General features: G+C 57.8%; 17 protein-coding genes. 11 read left to right on the top strand and 6 right to left on the bottom strand.

Translation table 11 applies throughout. The annotated features are described in order from the left end of the window. Window positions 1–251 precede the first annotated feature (251 nt). Window positions 252–971 carry an osmolarity response regulator transcription factor OmpR gene (gene ompR / locus HA43_RS05820; protein WP_001157751.1) on the top strand — a complete coding sequence of 240 codons (720 nt, stop codon included), beginning with the start codon at window positions 252–254 and terminating at the stop codon, window positions 969–971. Then, window positions 968–2326 (top strand): two-component system sensor histidine kinase EnvZ, encoded by a 1359-nt coding sequence (envZ, locus tag HA43_RS05825; RefSeq protein ID WP_039380956.1) that lies wholly within the window; start codon window positions 968–970, stop codon window positions 2324–2326. Before ompR ends, envZ begins: the two co-directional genes overlap by 4 nt. Before the next feature lie 55 nt (window positions 2327–2381). On the opposite strand, the gene pckA is transcribed toward envZ, so the two are convergent. From pckA to HA43_RS05845, 5 genes are all read right to left on the bottom strand, one after another. After that, on the bottom strand, window positions 2382–4001 hold the full coding sequence (gene pckA / locus HA43_RS05830; RefSeq protein ID WP_039380954.1) for a phosphoenolpyruvate carboxykinase (ATP): 1620 nt from the start codon (window positions 3999–4001) through the stop codon (window positions 2382–2384). A gap of 268 nt (window positions 4002–4269) precedes the next feature. Beyond that, window positions 4270–5142 (bottom strand): Hsp33 family molecular chaperone HslO, encoded by an 873-nt coding sequence (gene hslO, locus HA43_RS05835; RefSeq protein ID WP_039380951.1) that lies wholly within the window; start codon window positions 5140–5142, stop codon window positions 4270–4272. 25 nt (window positions 5143–5167) lie between these two features. Continuing rightward, window positions 5168–5569, bottom strand: coding sequence for a ribosome-associated heat shock protein Hsp15 (gene hslR / locus HA43_RS05840; protein ID WP_039380949.1), 402 nt, complete (start codon window positions 5567–5569; stop codon window positions 5168–5170). A gap of 13 nt (window positions 5570–5582) precedes the next feature. Further along, window positions 5583–5711, bottom strand: coding sequence for a hypothetical protein (locus tag HA43_RS19300; RefSeq protein WP_255420281.1), 129 nt, complete (start codon window positions 5709–5711; stop codon window positions 5583–5585). Between the two features lie 195 nt (window positions 5712–5906). Further along, window positions 5907–8042, bottom strand: a complete 2136-nt coding sequence (locus HA43_RS05845) for an intracellular growth attenuator family protein (protein WP_094111191.1) — start codon at window positions 8040–8042, stop codon at window positions 5907–5909. A gap of 388 nt (window positions 8043–8430) precedes the next feature. Between HA43_RS05845 and nudE the strand changes: the two genes are divergently transcribed. After that, window positions 8431–8997 (top strand): ADP compounds hydrolase NudE, encoded by a 567-nt coding sequence (gene nudE / locus HA43_RS05850; protein ID WP_039380943.1) that lies wholly within the window; start codon window positions 8431–8433, stop codon window positions 8995–8997. A gap of 30 nt (window positions 8998–9027) precedes the next feature. Here nudE and mrcA read toward each other — a convergent pair whose 3' ends face one another. Continuing rightward, window positions 9028–11577: a peptidoglycan glycosyltransferase/peptidoglycan DD-transpeptidase MrcA gene (gene mrcA / locus HA43_RS05855; RefSeq protein ID WP_094111192.1), complete on the bottom strand. Its 2550-nt coding sequence runs from the start codon at window positions 11575–11577 to the stop codon at window positions 9028–9030. A 153-nt stretch (window positions 11578–11730) separates the two neighbouring features. Between mrcA and pilM the strand changes: the two genes are divergently transcribed. From pilM to HA43_RS05895, 8 genes are all read left to right on the top strand, one after another. After that, window positions 11731–12546, top strand: a complete 816-nt coding sequence (gene pilM, locus HA43_RS05860) for a type IV pilus biogenesis protein PilM (protein WP_094111193.1) — start codon at window positions 11731–11733, stop codon at window positions 12544–12546. Beyond that, window positions 12540–13082, top strand: coding sequence for a PilN domain-containing protein (locus HA43_RS05865; protein WP_094111194.1), 543 nt, complete (start codon window positions 12540–12542; stop codon window positions 13080–13082). Before pilM ends, HA43_RS05865 begins: the two co-directional genes overlap by 7 nt. Beyond that, a complete protein-coding gene (locus tag HA43_RS05870) occupies window positions 13075–13563 on the top strand; it encodes a HofO family protein (protein ID WP_094111195.1) in 489 nt (162 codons plus the stop codon). The genes HA43_RS05865 and HA43_RS05870 overlap by 8 nt, the downstream gene beginning before the upstream one ends. After that, window positions 13553–13960 carry a DNA utilization family protein gene (locus HA43_RS05875; RefSeq protein ID WP_094111196.1) on the top strand — a complete coding sequence of 136 codons (408 nt, stop codon included), beginning with the start codon at window positions 13553–13555 and terminating at the stop codon, window positions 13958–13960. Before HA43_RS05870 ends, HA43_RS05875 begins: the two co-directional genes overlap by 11 nt. After that, the gene (gene hofQ, locus HA43_RS05880) at window positions 13878–15137 is read left to right on the top strand and encodes a DNA uptake porin HofQ (protein ID WP_094111197.1); all 1260 of its coding nucleotides are present in this window, start codon (window positions 13878–13880) and stop codon (window positions 15135–15137) included. Before HA43_RS05875 ends, hofQ begins: the two co-directional genes overlap by 83 nt. A gap of 483 nt (window positions 15138–15620) precedes the next feature. Continuing rightward, window positions 15621–16142: a shikimate kinase AroK gene (gene aroK, locus HA43_RS05885; protein WP_039380929.1), complete on the top strand. Its 522-nt coding sequence runs from the start codon at window positions 15621–15623 to the stop codon at window positions 16140–16142. 39 nt (window positions 16143–16181) lie between these two features. Then, window positions 16182–17270, top strand: coding sequence for a 3-dehydroquinate synthase (gene aroB / locus HA43_RS05890; protein WP_094111198.1), 1089 nt, complete (start codon window positions 16182–16184; stop codon window positions 17268–17270). A gap of 120 nt (window positions 17271–17390) precedes the next feature. Then, window positions 17391–18419, top strand: a complete 1029-nt coding sequence (locus HA43_RS05895) for an SPOR domain-containing protein (RefSeq protein ID WP_094111199.1) — start codon at window positions 17391–17393, stop codon at window positions 18417–18419. Window positions 18420–18485 lie beyond the last annotated feature (66 nt).

Consider the following 18485-nt stretch of genomic DNA (forward strand, 5'->3'; position numbering starts at 1 on the left):
GCGGGAAAAGTGCGGTCGAGCCACGCGCAGTGAGAAAAAGTGCCGTTTTTTCAGACAAGCGCTAATCAGGGTAAAATCGGGTGGCAAAAGCGGGAGCGGAGCCGCATTTCAGGCAAGAAATTAAATATAAGCTCCTGTTTAATATGCTTTGTAACAATTTCGCTTAGAATATAAACCATAAATATCTGTCACAGACAGGTCCCTTATCCTCACAATATTGCTTCAGGCAATGGCGCCTTTGGGAGTTGAACATGCAAGAGAACTACAAAATTCTGGTCGTTGATGACGATATGCGTCTGCGCGCGCTGCTGGAACGCTATCTCACCGAACAGGGCTTTCAGGTGCGCAGTGTCGCTAATGCTGAACAGATGGATCGCCTGCTGACGCGTGAATCGTTTCATCTGATGGTGCTGGATTTAATGCTGCCAGGCGAAGATGGCCTCTCTATCTGTCGCCGTCTGCGCAGCCAGAGTAACCCGATGCCGATTATCATGGTGACAGCTAAGGGTGAAGAGGTTGACCGCATTGTCGGGCTGGAAATCGGGGCGGATGACTATATTCCCAAACCGTTTAACCCGCGTGAACTGCTGGCGCGGATCCGCGCGGTGCTGCGTCGTCAGGCCAACGAGCTGCCGGGTGCGCCTTCACAGGAAGAGGCGGTTATCGCCTTCGGCAAATTCAAACTGAACCTCGGCACGCGTGAAATGTTCCGTGAAGATGAGCCTATGCCGCTCACCAGCGGTGAATTTGCCGTGCTGAAAGCGCTGGTGAGTCATCCGCGTGAGCCGCTTTCGCGTGACAAGCTGATGAACCTGGCGCGCGGACGCGAATACAGCGCCATGGAACGCTCAATCGACGTGCAGATTTCGCGCCTGCGCCGCATGGTGGAAGAAGATCCCGCGCATCCGCGCTATATCCAGACCGTCTGGGGTCTGGGCTACGTTTTTGTGCCGGACGGCAGTAAAGCATGAGGCGACTGCGCTTCTCGCCCCGCAGCTCCTTTGCCCGCACCCTGCTGCTGATCGTTACCCTGCTGTTTGTCAGCCTGGTAACAACGTATCTGGTGGTGCTGAACTTCGCTATTCTTCCCAGCCTGCAGCAGTTTAATAAGGTGCTGGCCTACGAAGTGCGTATGCTGATGACCGATCGGCTGCAGCTGGAAGATGGGACACAGCTGGAAGTGCCACCCGCCTTCCGGCGCGAAATTTACCGCGAGCTGGGGATTTCGCTTTATACCAACGCGGCGGCAGAAGAGAGCGGGCTGCGCTGGGCGCAGCACTATGAGTTTCTGAGTGAGCAGATGGCGCAGCAGCTGGGCGGCCCGACCGATGTGCGCGTCGAGGTCAATAAAAACTCGCCGGTTGTCTGGCTGAAAACCTGGCTTTCGCCCGATATCTGGGTGCGGGTGCCGCTGACGGAAATTCATCAGGGTGACTTCTCGCCGCTGTTCCGCTACACGCTGGCGATTATGCTGCTGGCGATTGGCGGAGCCTGGCTGTTTATCCGGATGCAAAACCGGCCGCTGGTGGATCTGGAGCACGCGGCACTGCAGGTGGGCAAAGGCATTATTCCGCCGCCGCTGCGTGAATACGGAGCCTCTGAAGTGCGTTCGGTGACGCGCGCCTTCAATCAGATGGCGGCTGGCGTCAAGCAGCTGGCTGACGATCGCACCCTGCTGATGGCGGGCGTCAGTCACGATCTGCGCACGCCGCTGACGCGCATCCGTCTGGCGACCGAGATGATGGGTGAGCAGGATGGCTATCTGGCGGAGTCAATTAATAAAGATATCGAAGAGTGCAACGCTATCATTGAGCAGTTCATCGATTATCTGCGTACGGGTCAGGAGATGCAGACCGAGCGGGCCGATCTCAATAGCGTGCTGGGAGAAGTGGTCGCGGCCGAGAGCGGCTATGAACGCGAGATTGAGAATGCGGTGATGACCGATGAGCTGATGCTGAATATCAATCCGCTCTCGATTAAACGCGCGGTGGCAAATCTGGTGGTAAATGCTGCGCGTTATGGTAACGGCTGGATCAAAGTCAGCAGCGGCCAGGAGCTTAACCGCGCCTGGTTCCAGGTTGATGATGATGGTCCCGGTATTAAACCCGATCAGCTGCAGCATCTGTTTCAGCCGTTTGTGCGCGGCGACAGCGCCCGCAGTACCAGCGGCACCGGGCTGGGGCTGGCGATTGTGCAGCGCATAATCGATGCGCATGAAGGATCGCTGGAGATTGGTGCCAGCGAGCGCGGCGGATTACGTATCCGCGCCTGGCTGCCGATGCCGGAAAACAGCACCGCGCTGGCCAGCGTCGCGCACAGCACCTGAGCAGACAGAAAAAAGGGCGGCAGTGATGCCGCCCGCTGCAGTGGTTCAGCCGTGCTTACAGCTGTGGACCCGCCTGTACCAGCGCTTTACCCGCGTCGTTGTCGGTATACTTCTCAAAGTTAGTAATAAAACGCTGTGCCAGATCCTGCGCGGCCTGCTGCCACTCCGCTTCGCTCTGCCAGCTGCGGCGCGGATCCAGCGTGGCGGCGTCCACCCCGGCCAGCTGCGTCGGGATCTGCAGATTGAACACCGGCAGGGTCACGGTCGCGGCGTTATCCAGCTCGCCAGCCAGAATCGCGTTGATAATCGCCCGGGTATCTTTCAGTGAGTTGCGCTTGCCGCTGCCGTTCCAGCCGGTGTTAACCAGATAAGCCTGCGCGCCCGCCGCTTCCATGCGCTTAACCAGCACTTCAGCATATTGCGTCGGATGCAGGGTCAGAAATGCGGCGCCAAAGCAGGCAGAGAAGGTTGGTGTTGGCTGCGTGACGCCGCGTTCAGTGCCGGCCAGCTTGGCTGTGAAGCCGGAAAGGAAGTGATACTGCGTCTGCTCTGGCGTCAGCCGCGAAACCGGCGGCAGCACGCCAAACGCATCAGCCGTAAGGAAAATGACCTTTTTCGCATGACCCGCTTTGGAAACCGGCTGCACAATGTTTTCAATGTGATTGATCGGATAGGAGACGCGGGTGTTTTCTGTTTTGCTGCCATCGGCGTAATCCACGCTGCCGTCAGCACGCACCACCACGTTTTCCAGCAGCGCATCGCGGCGGATAGCGCGATAGATTTCCGGCTCGGCCTGTTCAGACAGGTTGATGGTTTTTGCATAGCAGCCGCCTTCAAAATTGAAGACGCCGTCATCATCCCAGCCGTGCTCATCATCGCCAATCAGCTGCCGCTCAGGATCGGTGGAGAGCGTGGTCTTACCGGTGCCGGAGAGGCCAAAGAACACGGCCACGTCGCCCGCTTTACCCACGTTCGCGGAGCAGTGCATGGAGGCGATGCCTTTCAGCGGCAGCAGATAGTTCATGATGGCGAAGAGGCCCTTCTTCATTTCGCCGCCGTACCAGGTACCGCCAATCAGCTGCATGCGTTCTGTCAGGTTAAATGCAACAAAATTTTCTGAGTTCAGCCCCTGCGCCTGCCAGTCCGGATTGGTACACTGCGCCGCGTTCATCACCACAAAATCAGGCGTGAAGCTGGCCAGCTCTTCATCGCTCGGGCGGATAAACATGTTTTTCACAAAGTGCGCCTGCCAGGCCACTTCCATCACAAAGCGTACGCTCAGGCGGGAGTCAGGATTGGCACCGCAAAAGGCATCCACCACAAACAGGCGTTTGCCTGAAAGCTGCTGGGTACAGCGATCCTTCAGCGCCTGCCAGGTCTCCTGCGAAAGCGGCTGATTATCGTTTTTACCGTTGCCGGTGCCATTCCACCACAGCGTATCGCGCGTCGTGTCATCGCGGACAATATATTTATCTTTCGGTGAGCGGCCGGTAAAAATGCCGGTATCCACGGCGATTGCGCCGCTCTGCGTCAGGGTGCCTCGCGCATAACCCTCCAGCTCCGGGCGGGTTTCTTCCTGAAACAGCGTGTCATAGTCAGGGTTATACACCACTTCGGTAGTGCCGCTGATGCCCAGGTCGGCGAGGTCTTGCGATGTCAGGCCGTTAACGCGCATGTGACTGCTCCTTAAATCGGTACTTCATTGCATTTTTAGGGGGTGTCTGCCGCGTGGCGCACTCGGTTGCGCAGGACAGATCGCGCGCAGTGTACACATCTGAGCAGAGGCGGAAAGTGAAGATAGTTAAAAATGCGAACTGGAACGTGACAAGCGGAGAAATCGGCTACTTATAAAAGTAAAGTTAGTGAAAATTAGTTAATTTCCGTGAAAAAACATGGGGGTATAGTTTTACGCGAAACGGGCGGCGTGGCCGCCCGCAGTGGAATCAGTGCAGCTGGTCGCTGTCGCTGACAGATTCGTTACGGATGGCAGCAATATCAACCGCGTCATAAACATAGTGCGTGCCGCAATAGTCGCAGTGCATATCGATTTTGCCATCTTCCTCGAGGATCTCATCCACTTCGCTCTCTGGCAGCGTTTTAAGCACTTCACCGCAGCGCTGGCGCGAGCAGGTGCACTTAAACATAACGGGCAGCGGATCGTAAACGGTGGCTTCTTCCTGATGGTAGAGACGCCACAGCACATCGTTTGCCGGCAGCGTGATCAGCTCTTCCGCTTTCACCGTTTCCGTCAGCATGGCCAGATGATTGAAATCATCCTGACTGGTCTCCTGCGCGGGCAGCACCTGCAGTAAAATACCGGCTGCGCCCTGCTCAGTAGTACGGATAAACAGGCGGGTAGGCAGCTGCTCAGAACGCATGAAATAGTCTTCCAGACAGCCTGCCAGCGTATCCGCCTCAAGACCCACCACGCCCTGATAACGTTCGCCTTTTTCTGGTGTAATGGTAATAACCAGATAGCCGTTACCTGTCATCTCTTTCAGCGTGCTGCCGGGCGCAATCTCTGCACCTTCTTTCACGCGCGCCACGCCACGCAGCTCCTGACGGTTATTACCGTTGATCACTGCCAGTGTCAGCGGGCCGTCACCCTGCAGCTGCACCGTGATATCACCGTCAAATTTCAGCGTGGCGGTCAGCAGACTGGTCGCAACCAGCAGCTCGCCCAGCAGCGTTTTTACCGGCTCTGCGTAGTCATGGTTGCGGATAATGTCCTGCCAGGTGTGGGAGACATTGACCAGCTCGCCGCGCACGGCAACGTTTTCGAACAGGTAACGGTGTAATTGATCTTGAACAGACATAAGTTTTCTCTCGCAGGGGTGGAAACTATTCATCACCCGACAGTTTAAATTTCATCAGATCGCGGCGCTCTTTTTTATCAGGCCGGCGATCCGGATGTGGCATAGTCAGCGCGTTCAGCTTGCGCGCCAGCGCCGTTTTTTCCCGTTTTTCCACGCTGGCGGCGGTTTCGCTATACATCAGTTGCGCTTCGCTGGCGGGGCGGCGCTGATCGCTGATGGCGTTAACGATCACCGTCCGCTCATCGTTTCCCTGTCGCAGCGTTAACTCCGCGCCAGATTCAACCAGCTTGCTGGGTTTGCTGCGCTGACCGTTATAGTGAACCTTGCCGCCTTCAATCATTTCACGTGCCAGCGCGCGGGTTTTATAGAAGCGCGCGGCCCACAGCCATTTATCAAGGCGTACGCCGTCGCTGATTTTCTCTTTCATTGTGGCTCCTGCTTTAACGCAGCGTTTCACCTTTACCGGTAAACGGGTCCGGCAGGGCGGCGCTGAAAAAGGGTGGCGGCCAGTCGGCGTCGGAAGCGGCTGACGCCCGGGTCTCTGCACCAGACGCTGGCCGGGCTCTCATCACCGCGTCGCGCTATATGCAACCGGCTCTGACGCGAACTTCGCAGAGGGAAAGCTGCAGATACCCGGAGATATGGGCAGAAAGTGATAAATCAAGGTGCGACGCGATGCCGCACCCTATCAGTTTAGCGTAAATGCCGGCCCCGACAGCCGTCGCAAAAAAATGCGCGTCAGGGTAGCACAGAAGGGCGGAGGGTCAGAACAGCGAGCGCACACTCTGCATAGTGCTGAGATTGTGGTTAAAGCATTTATCGTAATATTGCTGAATTTCAGCCATGCGCAGCCGGTTACGATGGATGCGACGCAGCGTCAGTAACCCGTTCACCAGCGCGGAAATCAGCAGTATCAGCATCAGCACAACGCTGCCGATGTAGCGCCATTGCGCCATGGCATCCGGTTCGTTATGCAGCATGATATGGCGTGTCCCGTTAGCGTCGGTACTCATACTGGTAATGATGCCGCTGGCGCTGAACGGCGTATGCAGCAGCATGCCCGCGATACGCTGCAGCTCGCGCCACTGTGAAGGCGCGTCCAGATCAAACAGGGAGACGGCAGGCTGCGGCTGCGTCACCAGCTGCCGGCCTTCATCGCTGATGATAAGAAAGCCGCCCGGCGGCGGGCTGTTAAGCGTTTCCGCCGCACGACGGGTTTCACGGGAAAAGAAGGTCGACGTCGCGGTATTCACCAGATTCTCCAGCGCCTCGGCACTGACAGGCCTTAACAGCACATTCATGCCGCTGAGTTTGCCGGTGTCCGCGCGGTGGATCAGCGAATCCCAGTCTTTCGCATTGCCCAGGTTAACCAGCGCATTTTTCAGCCGGACGCAATCCTGCTGCTGGCTGCAGAGATCCTGCGTCCTTAGCACCAGCTCGGAAAAATCATCCAGCAAAATCATGCCTGACTTCTGAATCGCTGAGGCGAGCTGCGGATTAAGCTTGGGATCGGTACTGGTTTCCGGATGCAGCTGGCGCAGGGTGGTATCCAGCAGCGCAGCGGCCTTGTCAATAATGTCAGACTGCGGCTGAGGCAGCGGAGCAGCTTTGTTCCAGTAGATAGCAGAGCAGTCAAAAGGCATGTAAGCGTAGGTGCGATTGCTCTGGTAATTGCCTGGCACCGAGCACATACCGGTTCCCGTCACCCTGAGCACATCGCCGACGTGCAGCGGCAGGGCAGAGAGCTTATCCACGCTGTCGACCTCAAGACTTTCCGTGCCTTTGACCCAGGCCAGGCTCAGCTTGAGCGGCATACTGAGCGGGATCCAGGTCAGCAGCATTGCCAGTACCAGCAGTGAACCGCAGGTCAGTACCAGATTCTTGCGCCACCGCTGGACCGGGAAATTCCTGACCTCATCCTGCAACGACAAAAAACGCCCCTGACGCACAACCTGGCGGTTCAGATAGATATCCACTTCGGTGATCTGTCCCAGATCGTGAGCGATATAAGGCTGCCAGTGCGGCGGGTAGATGAGATCGATAATGCCCAGCGAAATGTTGCTCTGCTCCTGGTTCGATTCACCAAACAGGCCCCAGCGTTTCGGCGCACCGCGCAGGCAGTGAATATCACGCAGTCTTTTCTCACCGGGAAAACGACAGAGGAACCAGAGGCTGACGGCGATCATTACGCAGCCAGGCACCACCAGCCAGAGCAGGAGATTGCCCGGCAGCACCAGACCGAGAAAAAACAGCAAAAAAGCGCAGCTGATAACGATCGCTTCACGCGTACCGTCAGGCCGCGAAAGCTGGTACTCCTCGTGCGACTCTTTGCGCACCCGCAGTAACTCAACGTTTTCACTCTCTGCTTTACGGATAGAGGCGTTGGTACTGGCAGGCTGGATCAGCGGCGGCAGGGCGGGTTGCTCAATGGCGTAGTTAACCAGCGAGTGACCATTCAGCGAGATGACCAGCGGCAGCGTCTGCGTGCGGATCAGCTCAACGTAATTTTCATCGGCAATATACTGTTCCCAGAGCGGTGGCAGATGCACTTCCACTTCATCGAGATAGTAGCGCCATTTGTGCGGATCGTCGGTTGAGAGGCCGTAGCGGGTGATGGAACGGGTAACCGGGTAGACATGATTGCTTTGAGCCGTCAGCGTCAGCGCTTCCGCTTCCGTGGCAAAGCGGGCGCGGGTGCGCGGCGGCTGACGTTTCGCCAGCGCAGCCAGATACTTTTCTACTGCGATGCGCTCATCATCAGAGAGTTTGCGGCAGGGCGGACTGATAAACGGCAGAGGTCGCGCTAACGGCGGACGATGCCGCATAGCGTACCAGTAAGTGATACCTGCTAATGATGAGCCGATCAGCATCACTGTCAGGATGACAATAAAAGTGCTCATGCTCAGCTCATTCCAGCCAACGAAATGCCTTCACGTTAACGTTCTACTCCCGGCGAAAATCGTAAGATGTGTCAATTCTGGCGAGCAGAAGAGGTTCTGACAAGAAGAAACACAGATAAAATAATGCGCTAAATCATCGGATTATAAATTATTAGATTAATCCCTTATAGGATGTTAACCAGGCAATACTCAATTAAATATCGGTATTTTCTGAATTTCGCGCTGAGGCGTTGACTTATGCTTAAAGCGAGCGAGCGCATAGCGCGCCATACGGCGGGCCGCGCAATCCGGCAGCGGCTTAGCCTGCGTTGCCTGTCGCACATTTGCGCGGCCTTCGGTATGCTGGCGCTATCGCATTTCACAAGGTTGTGCAACGTCTGAGGCTGATATGACCACTCCATTGAAAAAACCTGACATCCTCAAGGTAGAAGCGGTGGCCCGCTCCCGCCTGTTTACCATTGAAGCCGTCGATCTCGCTTTCAGCAATGGTGCACGCCGCGTTTATGAGCGCATGAAGCCTTCTGAACGCGAAGCGGTAATGATTGTGCCGATTCTCGGCGACGACGTTATCCTGATTCAGGAGTATGGGGTGGGGCTGGAAAGCTATGAGCTTGGTTTTCCAAAAGGGCTAATCGATCCGGGCGAAAGCGCCTTTGAGGCGGCTGACCGGGAACTTAAAGAAGAGGCTGGCTACGGCGCGACCCGTCTTGAAGCCCTCGGCAAGCTCACCATGGCACCCTCTTACTTCTCCAGCAAAATGAATATCGTGGTGGCTGAAGGCCTCTATGAAGAGAAGCTGGAAGGGGATGAGCCGGAGCCGCTGGTGGTACGGCGCTGGCCGCTGAAGAATTTGCTGGCGCTGCTGGAAGAACCCGACTTCAGCGAAGCGCGTAACGTCAGTGCGCTGTTTCTGGTGCGCGAATGGCTGGTAAAACAGGGCCGGCTTGATTACTGAATAAAAAAGGCGCCCGCAGGCGCCTGTTTATCAGAACAGTTCGTGGCTTTCGCCATTGTCCATAATGGTTGTGCCGACGTCGTGCACGCTATATTCCACCGGCTGCGTGCCGTCAATGAAATACTCCTGACGCGTATTGCCACCACCGTTAGCCAGTTTGCCGGTTGCCCGGTCAATAGTCACGGTGATCACGCCTTCCGGCGGCGTCAGCGGCTGCACCGGTACGCCCTCCAGCGCAGATTTCATATAGTCATCCCACGCCGGCTGCGCGCTCTTGGCTCCGCCCTCGTAACCGGAAATCTGATCCGGAATCGCACCTGATACGGTTGAACGTCCCAGCGCGCGTGAATCATCAAAGCCAATCCAGACCGACGTCACCACACCCGGGCCATAGCCGGAGAACCAGGCATCTTTAGAGCTGTTTGTCGTACCGGTTTTTCCGCCAATATCATTTCGCTTCAGATCGCGTCCGGCACGCCAGCCGGTACCCATCCAGCCCGGCTCGCCAAAGACATTGGAGTTAAGCGCGCTTTTGATCAGGAAAGAGAGCGGGGTATTAATCACGTGCGGCGCATACTGCTGATCGCCTGCTGGCTGCGGCTGTGCCGGAACCTGCTCCAGCGCTGGCTGTGGCACCGTCTGATTCTTCGACTCATCAGAGGTGGCGACGTTCTCCACGCTCTCTTCATTCAGGGCAACTGACTTCTTCGTATCACCATAGATCACCGGCAGATTACACTGCGGACAGGCAATCTTAGGCTTTGTTTCAAAAATCACGCCTCCCTGCTCATCCTCAATGCGGGTGATGAAATAGGGGTCAACCAGGAAACCGCCGTTTGCCATGACCGCATAGCCACGCGCCACTTGCAGTGGGGTGAATGAAGCCGCACCCAGCGCCAGCGACTCGGTATGAATAATATTTTGCGCCGGGAAGCCAAAGCGCTGCAGATATTCTGCAGCATAATCGACGCCCATCGCGCGCATGGCGCGTACCATCACCACGTTTTTAGACTCTCCCAGCCCCTGCCGTAAACGGATAGGACCAGCATAGGTTGGCGGCGAGTTTTTAGGCCGCCAGTCTGCGCCTGCGCCGGCGTCCCAGCGGGAAATCGGCACATCGTTAAGGATAGAAGCCAGCGTCAGACCACGATCCATAGCGGCGGTATAGAGGAAAGGCTTGATGTTCGATCCCACCTGGCGCAGCGCCTGGGTGGCACGGTTAAACATGCTCTGATTGAAATCGAATCCGCCCACCAGCGCGCGCACTGCGCCATCTTCCGGATTCAGCGACACCAGCGCAGAGTTCACCAGCGGTACCTGACCCAGCCACCACTCATCGCCCACTTTACGTACCCAGATCTGCTGACCAGCCTGCAGCACCTGCGTGATACTGCGCGGCGTCGGGCCCTGCAGCGTGTCTGATTTATAAGGGCGCGCCCAGCGCACGCCGGAGAGTTTCAGCGCGACCGTGCTGCCATCTTTCAGTAAGGCCGTGGCCTCCTGAGCGCTGGCGCTGGTCACCACTGCGGCATTCAGCGGTCCGTAGGCGGGCAGTGTTTTCAGCGTTTTAAGAATACGCGGCTGATCCCAGCTGGTCTCGCCCACTTTCCATAACACGGCGGTCGGGCCGCGATAGCCGTGGCGCATATCATAAGCCATAACGTTATTACGCACCGCCTGCTGCGCCGCCTCCTGCAGGCGACGGGTTACGGTGGTATACACCTTGTAGCCGTCGTCATAGGCGCGATCGCCGTAACGTTTCACCATCTCCTGACGCACCATTTCACTGAGATAAGGGGCAGAAAAGGCGATCTCAGGACCGTGATAGCTGGCGGTCAGCGGCGTATTACGGGCCTCTTCATACTGCTGCTGTGTGATGTCGTTCTGATCCAGCATGCGCGCCAGCACCACATTACGACGCGCCAGCGCCCGGCTGTGCGAATAGAGCGGGTTGAAGGTTGAGGGCGCTTTCGGCAGGCCAGCGATCATCGCCATTTCACTCAGCGACAGCTGATCGACCGTTTTACCGAAATAGACCTGCGCCGCCGCGCCAACGCCATACGCGCGATAGCCGAGATAGATTTTATTGAGGTAAAGCTCAAGGATCTCATCTTTGCTCAGCAGCTGCTCAATGCGGATGGCCAGGAACGCTTCCTTGATTTTACGCATCAGCGTACGTTCAGGGCTCAGAAAGAAGTTACGCGCCAGCTGCTGAGTAATCGTACTGGCACCCTGCGACGCATGGCCTGACATCAGCGCGATGCTGGCGGCACGGAAAATCCCCACCGGATCGACGCCGTGATGCTCATAAAAGCGGCTATCTTCGGTCGCGATAAATGCTTTGATCAGCTCTGGCGGCATCTGCTTCAGCGTCAGCGGTACGCGGCGTTTTTCACCATACTGGGCGATCAGCTCGCCATCGGCGCTGTAAACCTGCATCGGCGTCTGCAAACGCACATCTTTCAATGTGTTCACATCGGGCAGCTGCGGCTCTATATACTTGTACAAGCCATAAACCGTACCGGCTCCCAGCAAAATGCAACACACTGCAAGAATCAATAAATACTTTACGAACTTCACCTGAGAATTCCCATCTGTTGGCGTTTGGGCAGTTTATAAACAATCGCGCGGTAGTATAAAGGCAAGCCTGACGCTTTGATATACCCGTCATTTGCCTGTCATTCAGCATAGCCGGGTTTAGCGTTTACCTTTGATGATAAGGAGATCGCGCGTATGGCTTTTCAGCGCTGGCAAATTGGACTGGATATTCAGAACAGGCACCTGTGTGCGCTGGGTATTGAACGCCGTCGTCATGGCTGGCAGCTGCGACACTGGTGGCAGCAAGCGCTGCCGCACGATACGTTACGCAACGGCGTGTTGCAAAGCTCGCCGCTGTTACAGGAGATGTTAGCGTCGTGGCGGCGGCAGCTGCCGGCGCAGTTTTCCCTGCGCGTTGGCCTGCCGCCACAGCTGGTTCTGCAGCGGACCTTGCCGCTGCCCGACACCTCGCTGCGCGAACCCGCTTTAAATCGTTATGTCACTGCCGCCGCCCGTACCCTCTTTCCGGTGGAAACCGCGCTGCTGGCGTTTGACTATCAGTGTGACGCGGCTGAAAACAGGCTGCAGGTTACGGCGGCACGGCGGGACGTAATGGCGCAGTGGCTGCAGCCGCTGCAGCAGGCGGGTCTGGAGCCTGACATCTTTGAACTGAGCACGCAGGCCCTGATGCAGGTCGCACAGCAGCTGCCGCTTGCCCCCCATACGCTGCTGATCCACCCGGCAGGCGAGAACGGGTTCTGGGTGTTTAATGATGGCGCGCTGCGCTGCGGGAGCGTCACAGGCGCGCTCGATGCAGACACTGTTACACAGCTCTTTCCGCAGGTATCGGACTCGCTTTGTACCTCTTCGTCAGCCCTGACCACACTACAGGCGAAGCTGTGCCTGCCGCTCTCATTATTACGCTACCAGCAGCCGCCTCTGCCCGCACAGCAGGGCGACTTTACGCTGGCGCTGGGACTGGCGCTGCGTCCCGGAGACAGCTCATGCTAAGGGTTAATCTGCTGCCGTGGCGTGAGCGGCAGTGGCAGAAGTGCTGCCGGCAGACGAAATATCTGCTGATTACCGCGTTAACGCTGCCGCTGCTCGTTGCGCTGGTGCTGGGAGGATATAGCAGACAGCAGCTGACTCAGGCTGAAAGTGCGACAGAACAGGCCCGGCAGCGACTGCTCGCGCTGCGGCACCTGCGCACGCAACAGCAATCACTGCTGCAGGCGCGCGACAGGCTGCTGGACTTACAGCAGCAGCGTCAGCAGGTGGCGCTGCACTATCAGCACTGGCAACGTTTCTGGCAGCAGCTGCCGGGGTTGCTGCCGGATGCATTGTGGCTGGAGCGTATCGATCGTCAGCAGCAGCTGCTGCGCGTCGAAGGGTGGAGTGACAGCGTGGCTGCGGTGAGCGAGCTGCGCCATCGGTTGCTGGCACAGCCGCTGTTTGCCGCCGTCAGGCAGAGGGCGATAACCCGGCAGTCCGATGGCCGATACCGCTTCACGCTGCAGGCGCGGATGCGGGAGCCGCGCAATGAATGAGCTGATGTGGCGCTATGCGCTGTGGCCTTTTGCCTGGCGTGCCGGTTGCAGCACGCTGGTTGCCGCAGCCGTGCTGCTGCTGCTCTGGCTGCTGCTGCTGCAACCCCAGCAGCAGGCGCTGGCACAGCAGCGGACAGCGCTGACAGCGCTTACCGCGCAGCAAAGCCAGCTGCAGCAGGCGCTGCAGCCGTCAGTCGCCACGCTTACGCAGGAGATCGCTATGTTACAGATGCCGCAGCGCGGCAGCGCGGCCAGCGCATCGCTGGAGCAGCTGGTGAACACGCGTGGCGCGCAGCTGCAAAACTGGCAGCCGCAGGCTCAGCCATCAGAACTGGTGCTGCAGCTGGAGTGGCGTGAATTTATGCCGCTGTTCAGTGAGCTGGCCGGAACCGCTCAGCCGGTACCGCAGCGTTTTTCACTGCGGTCCGGCGCGCGTCTGCTGACGGCAGAGCTGTGGCTGGAGCAATCCGATGCGGAGTAGCGCGCTGCTGTGCCTGCTGCTCTGGGTCGGTGCCGTCGCAGCACGCAATCCTTTCGTCCCTCTGACCAACCGCGCCTGCGAACCGCCTGCCGCCACGCCGCAGAACTGGCGTCTGCAGGGCGTGGCAGGTGGCGCACCCCACTTTGTCGCCTGGGTAATATCGCCCGAGGGGAAAAGCTACCGGCTGGAGCCATCCATTCCTTTTCCGGTTTATCCCTGGCAGGTCGCGGGGATAACCGCGCGCACGCTGACGTTAACCGCGCCGCGCCGCTGTGTGAAGCAACAGATCGTTTGGGTAATTAAAGGAGGCTTTTATGAAACGGATCGTGATGCTGCTGGGGCTTATGTTAAGCACCCCGCTGCAGGCGCAGACCAGCACGCTGAGCCTGGTATTTGACGATGCGCCGGTAGAGCGCATTCTGCAGGCGCTGGCGGATTATCAGCAGACTAATCTGCTGATTGCGCCCGGAGTTGAGGGACGACTGTCGCTGCGCCTGGAGAAGGTAAGCGCAGAGCATGCCCTGTCGCTGATTTCACGCCTGACCGATCTTGTTCTGATAGAAGAGGAGGGGGTGCTGCTGGTCTATCCGCAAAGCTGGCAGCAGCGTCAGATGCAGCGGGTCCGGCAGGAGCAGGAAGATAAACAGGCGCAGCGGACGCTGGAGCAGCGCACCGTTACGCTTCATTATGCCAGCGCCAGCGAGATTCACCGCAGTCTGCAGGGAGAGCATTCACTGATGTCAGCACGCGGCAGCGTCACGGTCGATAGCCGTACTAACTCACTGCTGCTGCGCGACACGGCACCGGCTCTGGAAAGCACGACGCGCTGGATCAAAGCCCTCGACCGGCCGCTGGAGCAGGTGGAGCTGCAGGCGCATATCGTGACGCTTAACGAAGAGCATCTGCGTGAACTGGGCGTCAGCTGGCAGCTCTCTCCGGCAGATGCGGTAGCGGCGACGCTGCGCAATCCGCAGCTTAGCCTGCCGCTGGCGGTCAGTACGCCAGCACTGCGCGCCGGGGTGACGCTGGGTAAAATGAGCGGTGAATTGCTGAATCTTGAGCTGAGCGCGCTGGAGCAGGAGAATCAGATCGATATCATCGCCAGCCCGCGGCTCTTTACTGCGCATCAGCAGACGGCCACCATCAAACAGGGCACCGAAATTCCGTACGAGGTGAAGTCAGGCAACAGCGGTGCGACGGCAATCGAGTTCAAAGAGGCGGTGCTGGGTATGGAGGTCACTCCCACGGTTCTGGGCAACGGTCGCATTCAGCTGCGGCTGCGACTGAGCCAGAACATGCCTGGCCGCAGCCTGACGCTGGGAGAGAACCAGGTGCTGAGCATTGAAAAGCAGGAAATTGAGACGCAGGTGACGCTGCGTGATGGCGAAACGCTGGCGCTGGGCGGCATTTTTCAGCAGCAGCGCACGCAGAGTGAAAAGCGCGTGCCGTGGCTGGGAGAGGTGCCGCTGCTGGGCGCGCTGTTCCGGCAGCAGCTGCAGGAGCAGAAAAAACGTGAGCTGGTTATCTTTATTACCCCCAGACTGGTCAGGGAAGCAGCGCTTTCTGCCGGATAAAGCGGAAAATTCGTTCTGTAGTGCCGTGCGCGTTGACGCCAGAGAGGAATTAGCTTACAAGGTTTAGCGATTTTAAAACGGTGTAGCGGTACGCGGCAGGATAATCTTCCGACGGGCGTCAGTCACAAGCGATACTGGCGTCAAAAAAGAAATATGCCAGCATAAAGTGGGCAGCAGCAAGCAGATAAAGGGCCGTTTTCAGCGCTAATATCAGCCGATGATAAGCACCGGCAACCCCCGGCCTGCGCAGCTGTAGCCTGTTTAATGAAGGCACGTAAGGAAGAGCGTTACCGTCTCGCGAACCAAAGACCATACCTGTGTGCAGGTTGCCGGAGGCGATTTATTCGGTTGCCAAACGGCCATGAGTGTTGAGATAATTTTCTATCTGACTCTTGCTAATGCTTATGAGGTCTCAGTTCCTGTCCCGCCAGCAACGCGCTGAACGCGGGGTATCATCAACGAATTCTTAGTAATACCGACAAAATGGCAGAGAAACGCAATATCTTTCTGGTTGGGCCGATGGGTGCCGGCAAAAGCACTATTGGTCGTCAGTTAGCTCAGCAACTCAATATGGAATTTTTCGATTCCGATCAGGAAATTGAGCGACGTACCGGAGCGGATGTAGGCTGGGTATTTGATGTGGAAGGCGAAGCTGGTTTCCGCGATCGCGAAGAAAAAATCATTAACGAGCTGACCGAGAAACAAGGCATCGTACTGGCGACCGGCGGCGGTTCCGTCAAATCCCGTGAAACGCGCAATCGTCTCTCCGCCCGCGGCGTGGTTGTCTATCTGGAAACCACCATCGAAAAGCAGCTTGCCCGCACGCAGCGCGATAAAAAGCGCCCGCTGCTGCAGGTTGATGAACCGCCTCGTGAAGTGCTCGAAGCACTGGCAGATGAACGCAATCCGCTTTATGAAGAGATCGCTGACGTCACTATTCGCACTGATGATCAAAGTGCCAAAGTGGTCGCCAATCAGATCATCAACATGCTGGAAAAAAACTAATCCAGCATCCTGAGGGCTCAGCAACAGGTATCGGTCATCATGGAGAAGATCACTGTCTCACTGGGGGATCGTAGTTACCCCATTACCATTGCTGCCGGATTGTTTAAGGATCCGGCTTCTTTTTGGCCGCTGAAGGCAGGCGATCGCGCCATGCTGGTAACCAACCAGACGCTGGCCCCGCTCTATCTCGGGAAAGTCGCAACGCTGCTGACCCAGGCGGGCATCCATGTTGATCAGGTGATTTTGCCTGACGGTGAGCAGTATAAAACGCTGACCGTCATGGATGAGGTCTTTACCGCGCTGCTGCAGAAGCCGCACGGCCGCGACACCACGCTGATTGCGCTGGGTGGCGGCGTGATTGGCGATCTCACCGGATTTGCCGCTGCCAGCTATCAGCGCGGCGTCCGATTTATTCAGGTGCCCACCACGCTGCTGGCGCAGGTTGACTCGTCAGTAGGCGGAAAAACCGCCGTCAATCATCCGCTCGGTAAAAACATGATTGGCGCGTTTTATCAGCCCGCCTCGGTGGTCATCGACACGGATTGTCTCTCCACGCTACCGCCGCGCGAGCTGGCGTCTGGCCTGGCAGAGGTGATCAAATACGGCATCATTCTGGACGGTGAATTCTTCCACTGGCTGGAGCAAAATCTTGATGCGCTGCTGGCGCTGGATGCGCGCGCAATCGCCTGGTGTATTCGCCGCTGCTGCGAGCTGAAAGCGGAAGTGGTGGCTGCCGACGAGCGTGAAAACGGCCAGCGTGCGCTGCTCAACCTGGGCCATACGTTTGGTCATGCGATTGAAGCGCATATGGGCTATGGCAACTGGCTGCATGGCGAAGCCGTGGCCGCCGGTATGGTGATGGCCGCGCGTACGGCGCAACGGCTGGGGCAATTTACCGCAGCAGAGAGCGAACGCGTGATTGCGCTGCTGCAGCGTGCTGGTTTGCCGGTAACCGGTCCCGCTAAGATGACAGCTGAAGCGTATCTGCCGCATATGATGCGCGACAAAAAAGTGATCGGGGGCGAGCTGCGTCTGGTGCTGCCTCTCGCTATTGGTCGCTCTGAAGTGCGTGCCGGTGTTGCACATGATATGGTGCTGGCTGCAATTAACGATTGTCGCAGTAACTGAGCGCGAATGTAGCGTTCTGACAGCAGACCGTCATATAACGCTGCGGCAGGTAAGTTCAGGCTGAAGAAGAACGTTGTGATACGGTGCGTCGGACACGTACCGTTTTACGGAGGAGGCGAGATGGATGAGTTCAAACCGGAAGATGAGTTAAAACCTGATGCCAGCGATCGCCGTCCCGCGCGATCCCGTAAAGCGTCTTCTGCGCCAAAAGCCAAAACGCCGGTCTCCCGTCAGCATATGATGATGGGAATTGGCATTCTGGTGTTACTGGTTCTGGTGCTGGGCATCGGTTCAGCGCTGACCGGGCCGGATGATAAACCCGCGGCTAACCGCAGCAGCGGCAGTGGGTCGACATCTGGCGGCAGTGAAAAACATATCGATCTCTCTGACTCCACCTCCATGAGCGGCCAGCAGGCAGCGGCCCCAACGACTGAAGGCAGCGCGCCACAGAATACGACGCAGCCGGCAGCGGGCGGTGAAGGGCAGGCGATCTCAATGCCTTCCGTGTCATCCACGCCAACGCAGGCGCAGGTAACAGAGGCGCCTGCGAACCAGCAGCGCGTCACGCTGCCGGGCGATCTCAACAGCGCGCTGAGTAATCAGCAGGGCTCGGTAGATGCTGCCGCCCAGGGTGCGCAGGGCGGCTCTTCTCTGCCCACCGCGCCCGCTACCGTAAGCGGCAATGCCGGCAGCACAGCAGGAAAAGCGGTTACGCCGCCTGCTGTGCGGGCGGATAACGCGCCGCGCGCCAGCAGCAGTTCACGTTCCACCGCATCCGGTACCAGCCATAAACCAGCGGCTGCGGCAAAACCGTCTGCGACCCGCGAGAGCCAGACCCACACCACGGCAGCGCACAACCCGCCTGCCAGCAGCGCCAGCAAGTCTCTGCCTTCAGGGGGTAACTATACGCTGCAGCTGAGCGGAGCGTCGAAGCAGGAGAGCCTGACGGCGTGGGCAAAAAAACAGAATCTGAGCGGCTATCACGTGTATAAAACCACACGTAACGGTCAGCCCTGGTACGTGCTGGTCAGTGGCGCTTACGCGACGCCTGCCGAAGCGAAACGGGCTGCGGCTGCGCTGCCTGCAGAAGTACGTGCGGTTAATCCGTGGGTAAAACCGCTGAGCCAGGTTAAGAAAGAGAGTCAGTAAATTGATGTGGGGCCCGCTGCTGCGGCCCCGTTTAAGCGCAGATCTGCTGTCGGTTTCACCACAGCT

The organism is Pantoea eucrina (genome assembly GCF_002095385.1).
Classification (GTDB): domain Bacteria; phylum Pseudomonadota; class Gammaproteobacteria; order Enterobacterales; family Enterobacteriaceae; genus Pantoea; species Pantoea eucrina.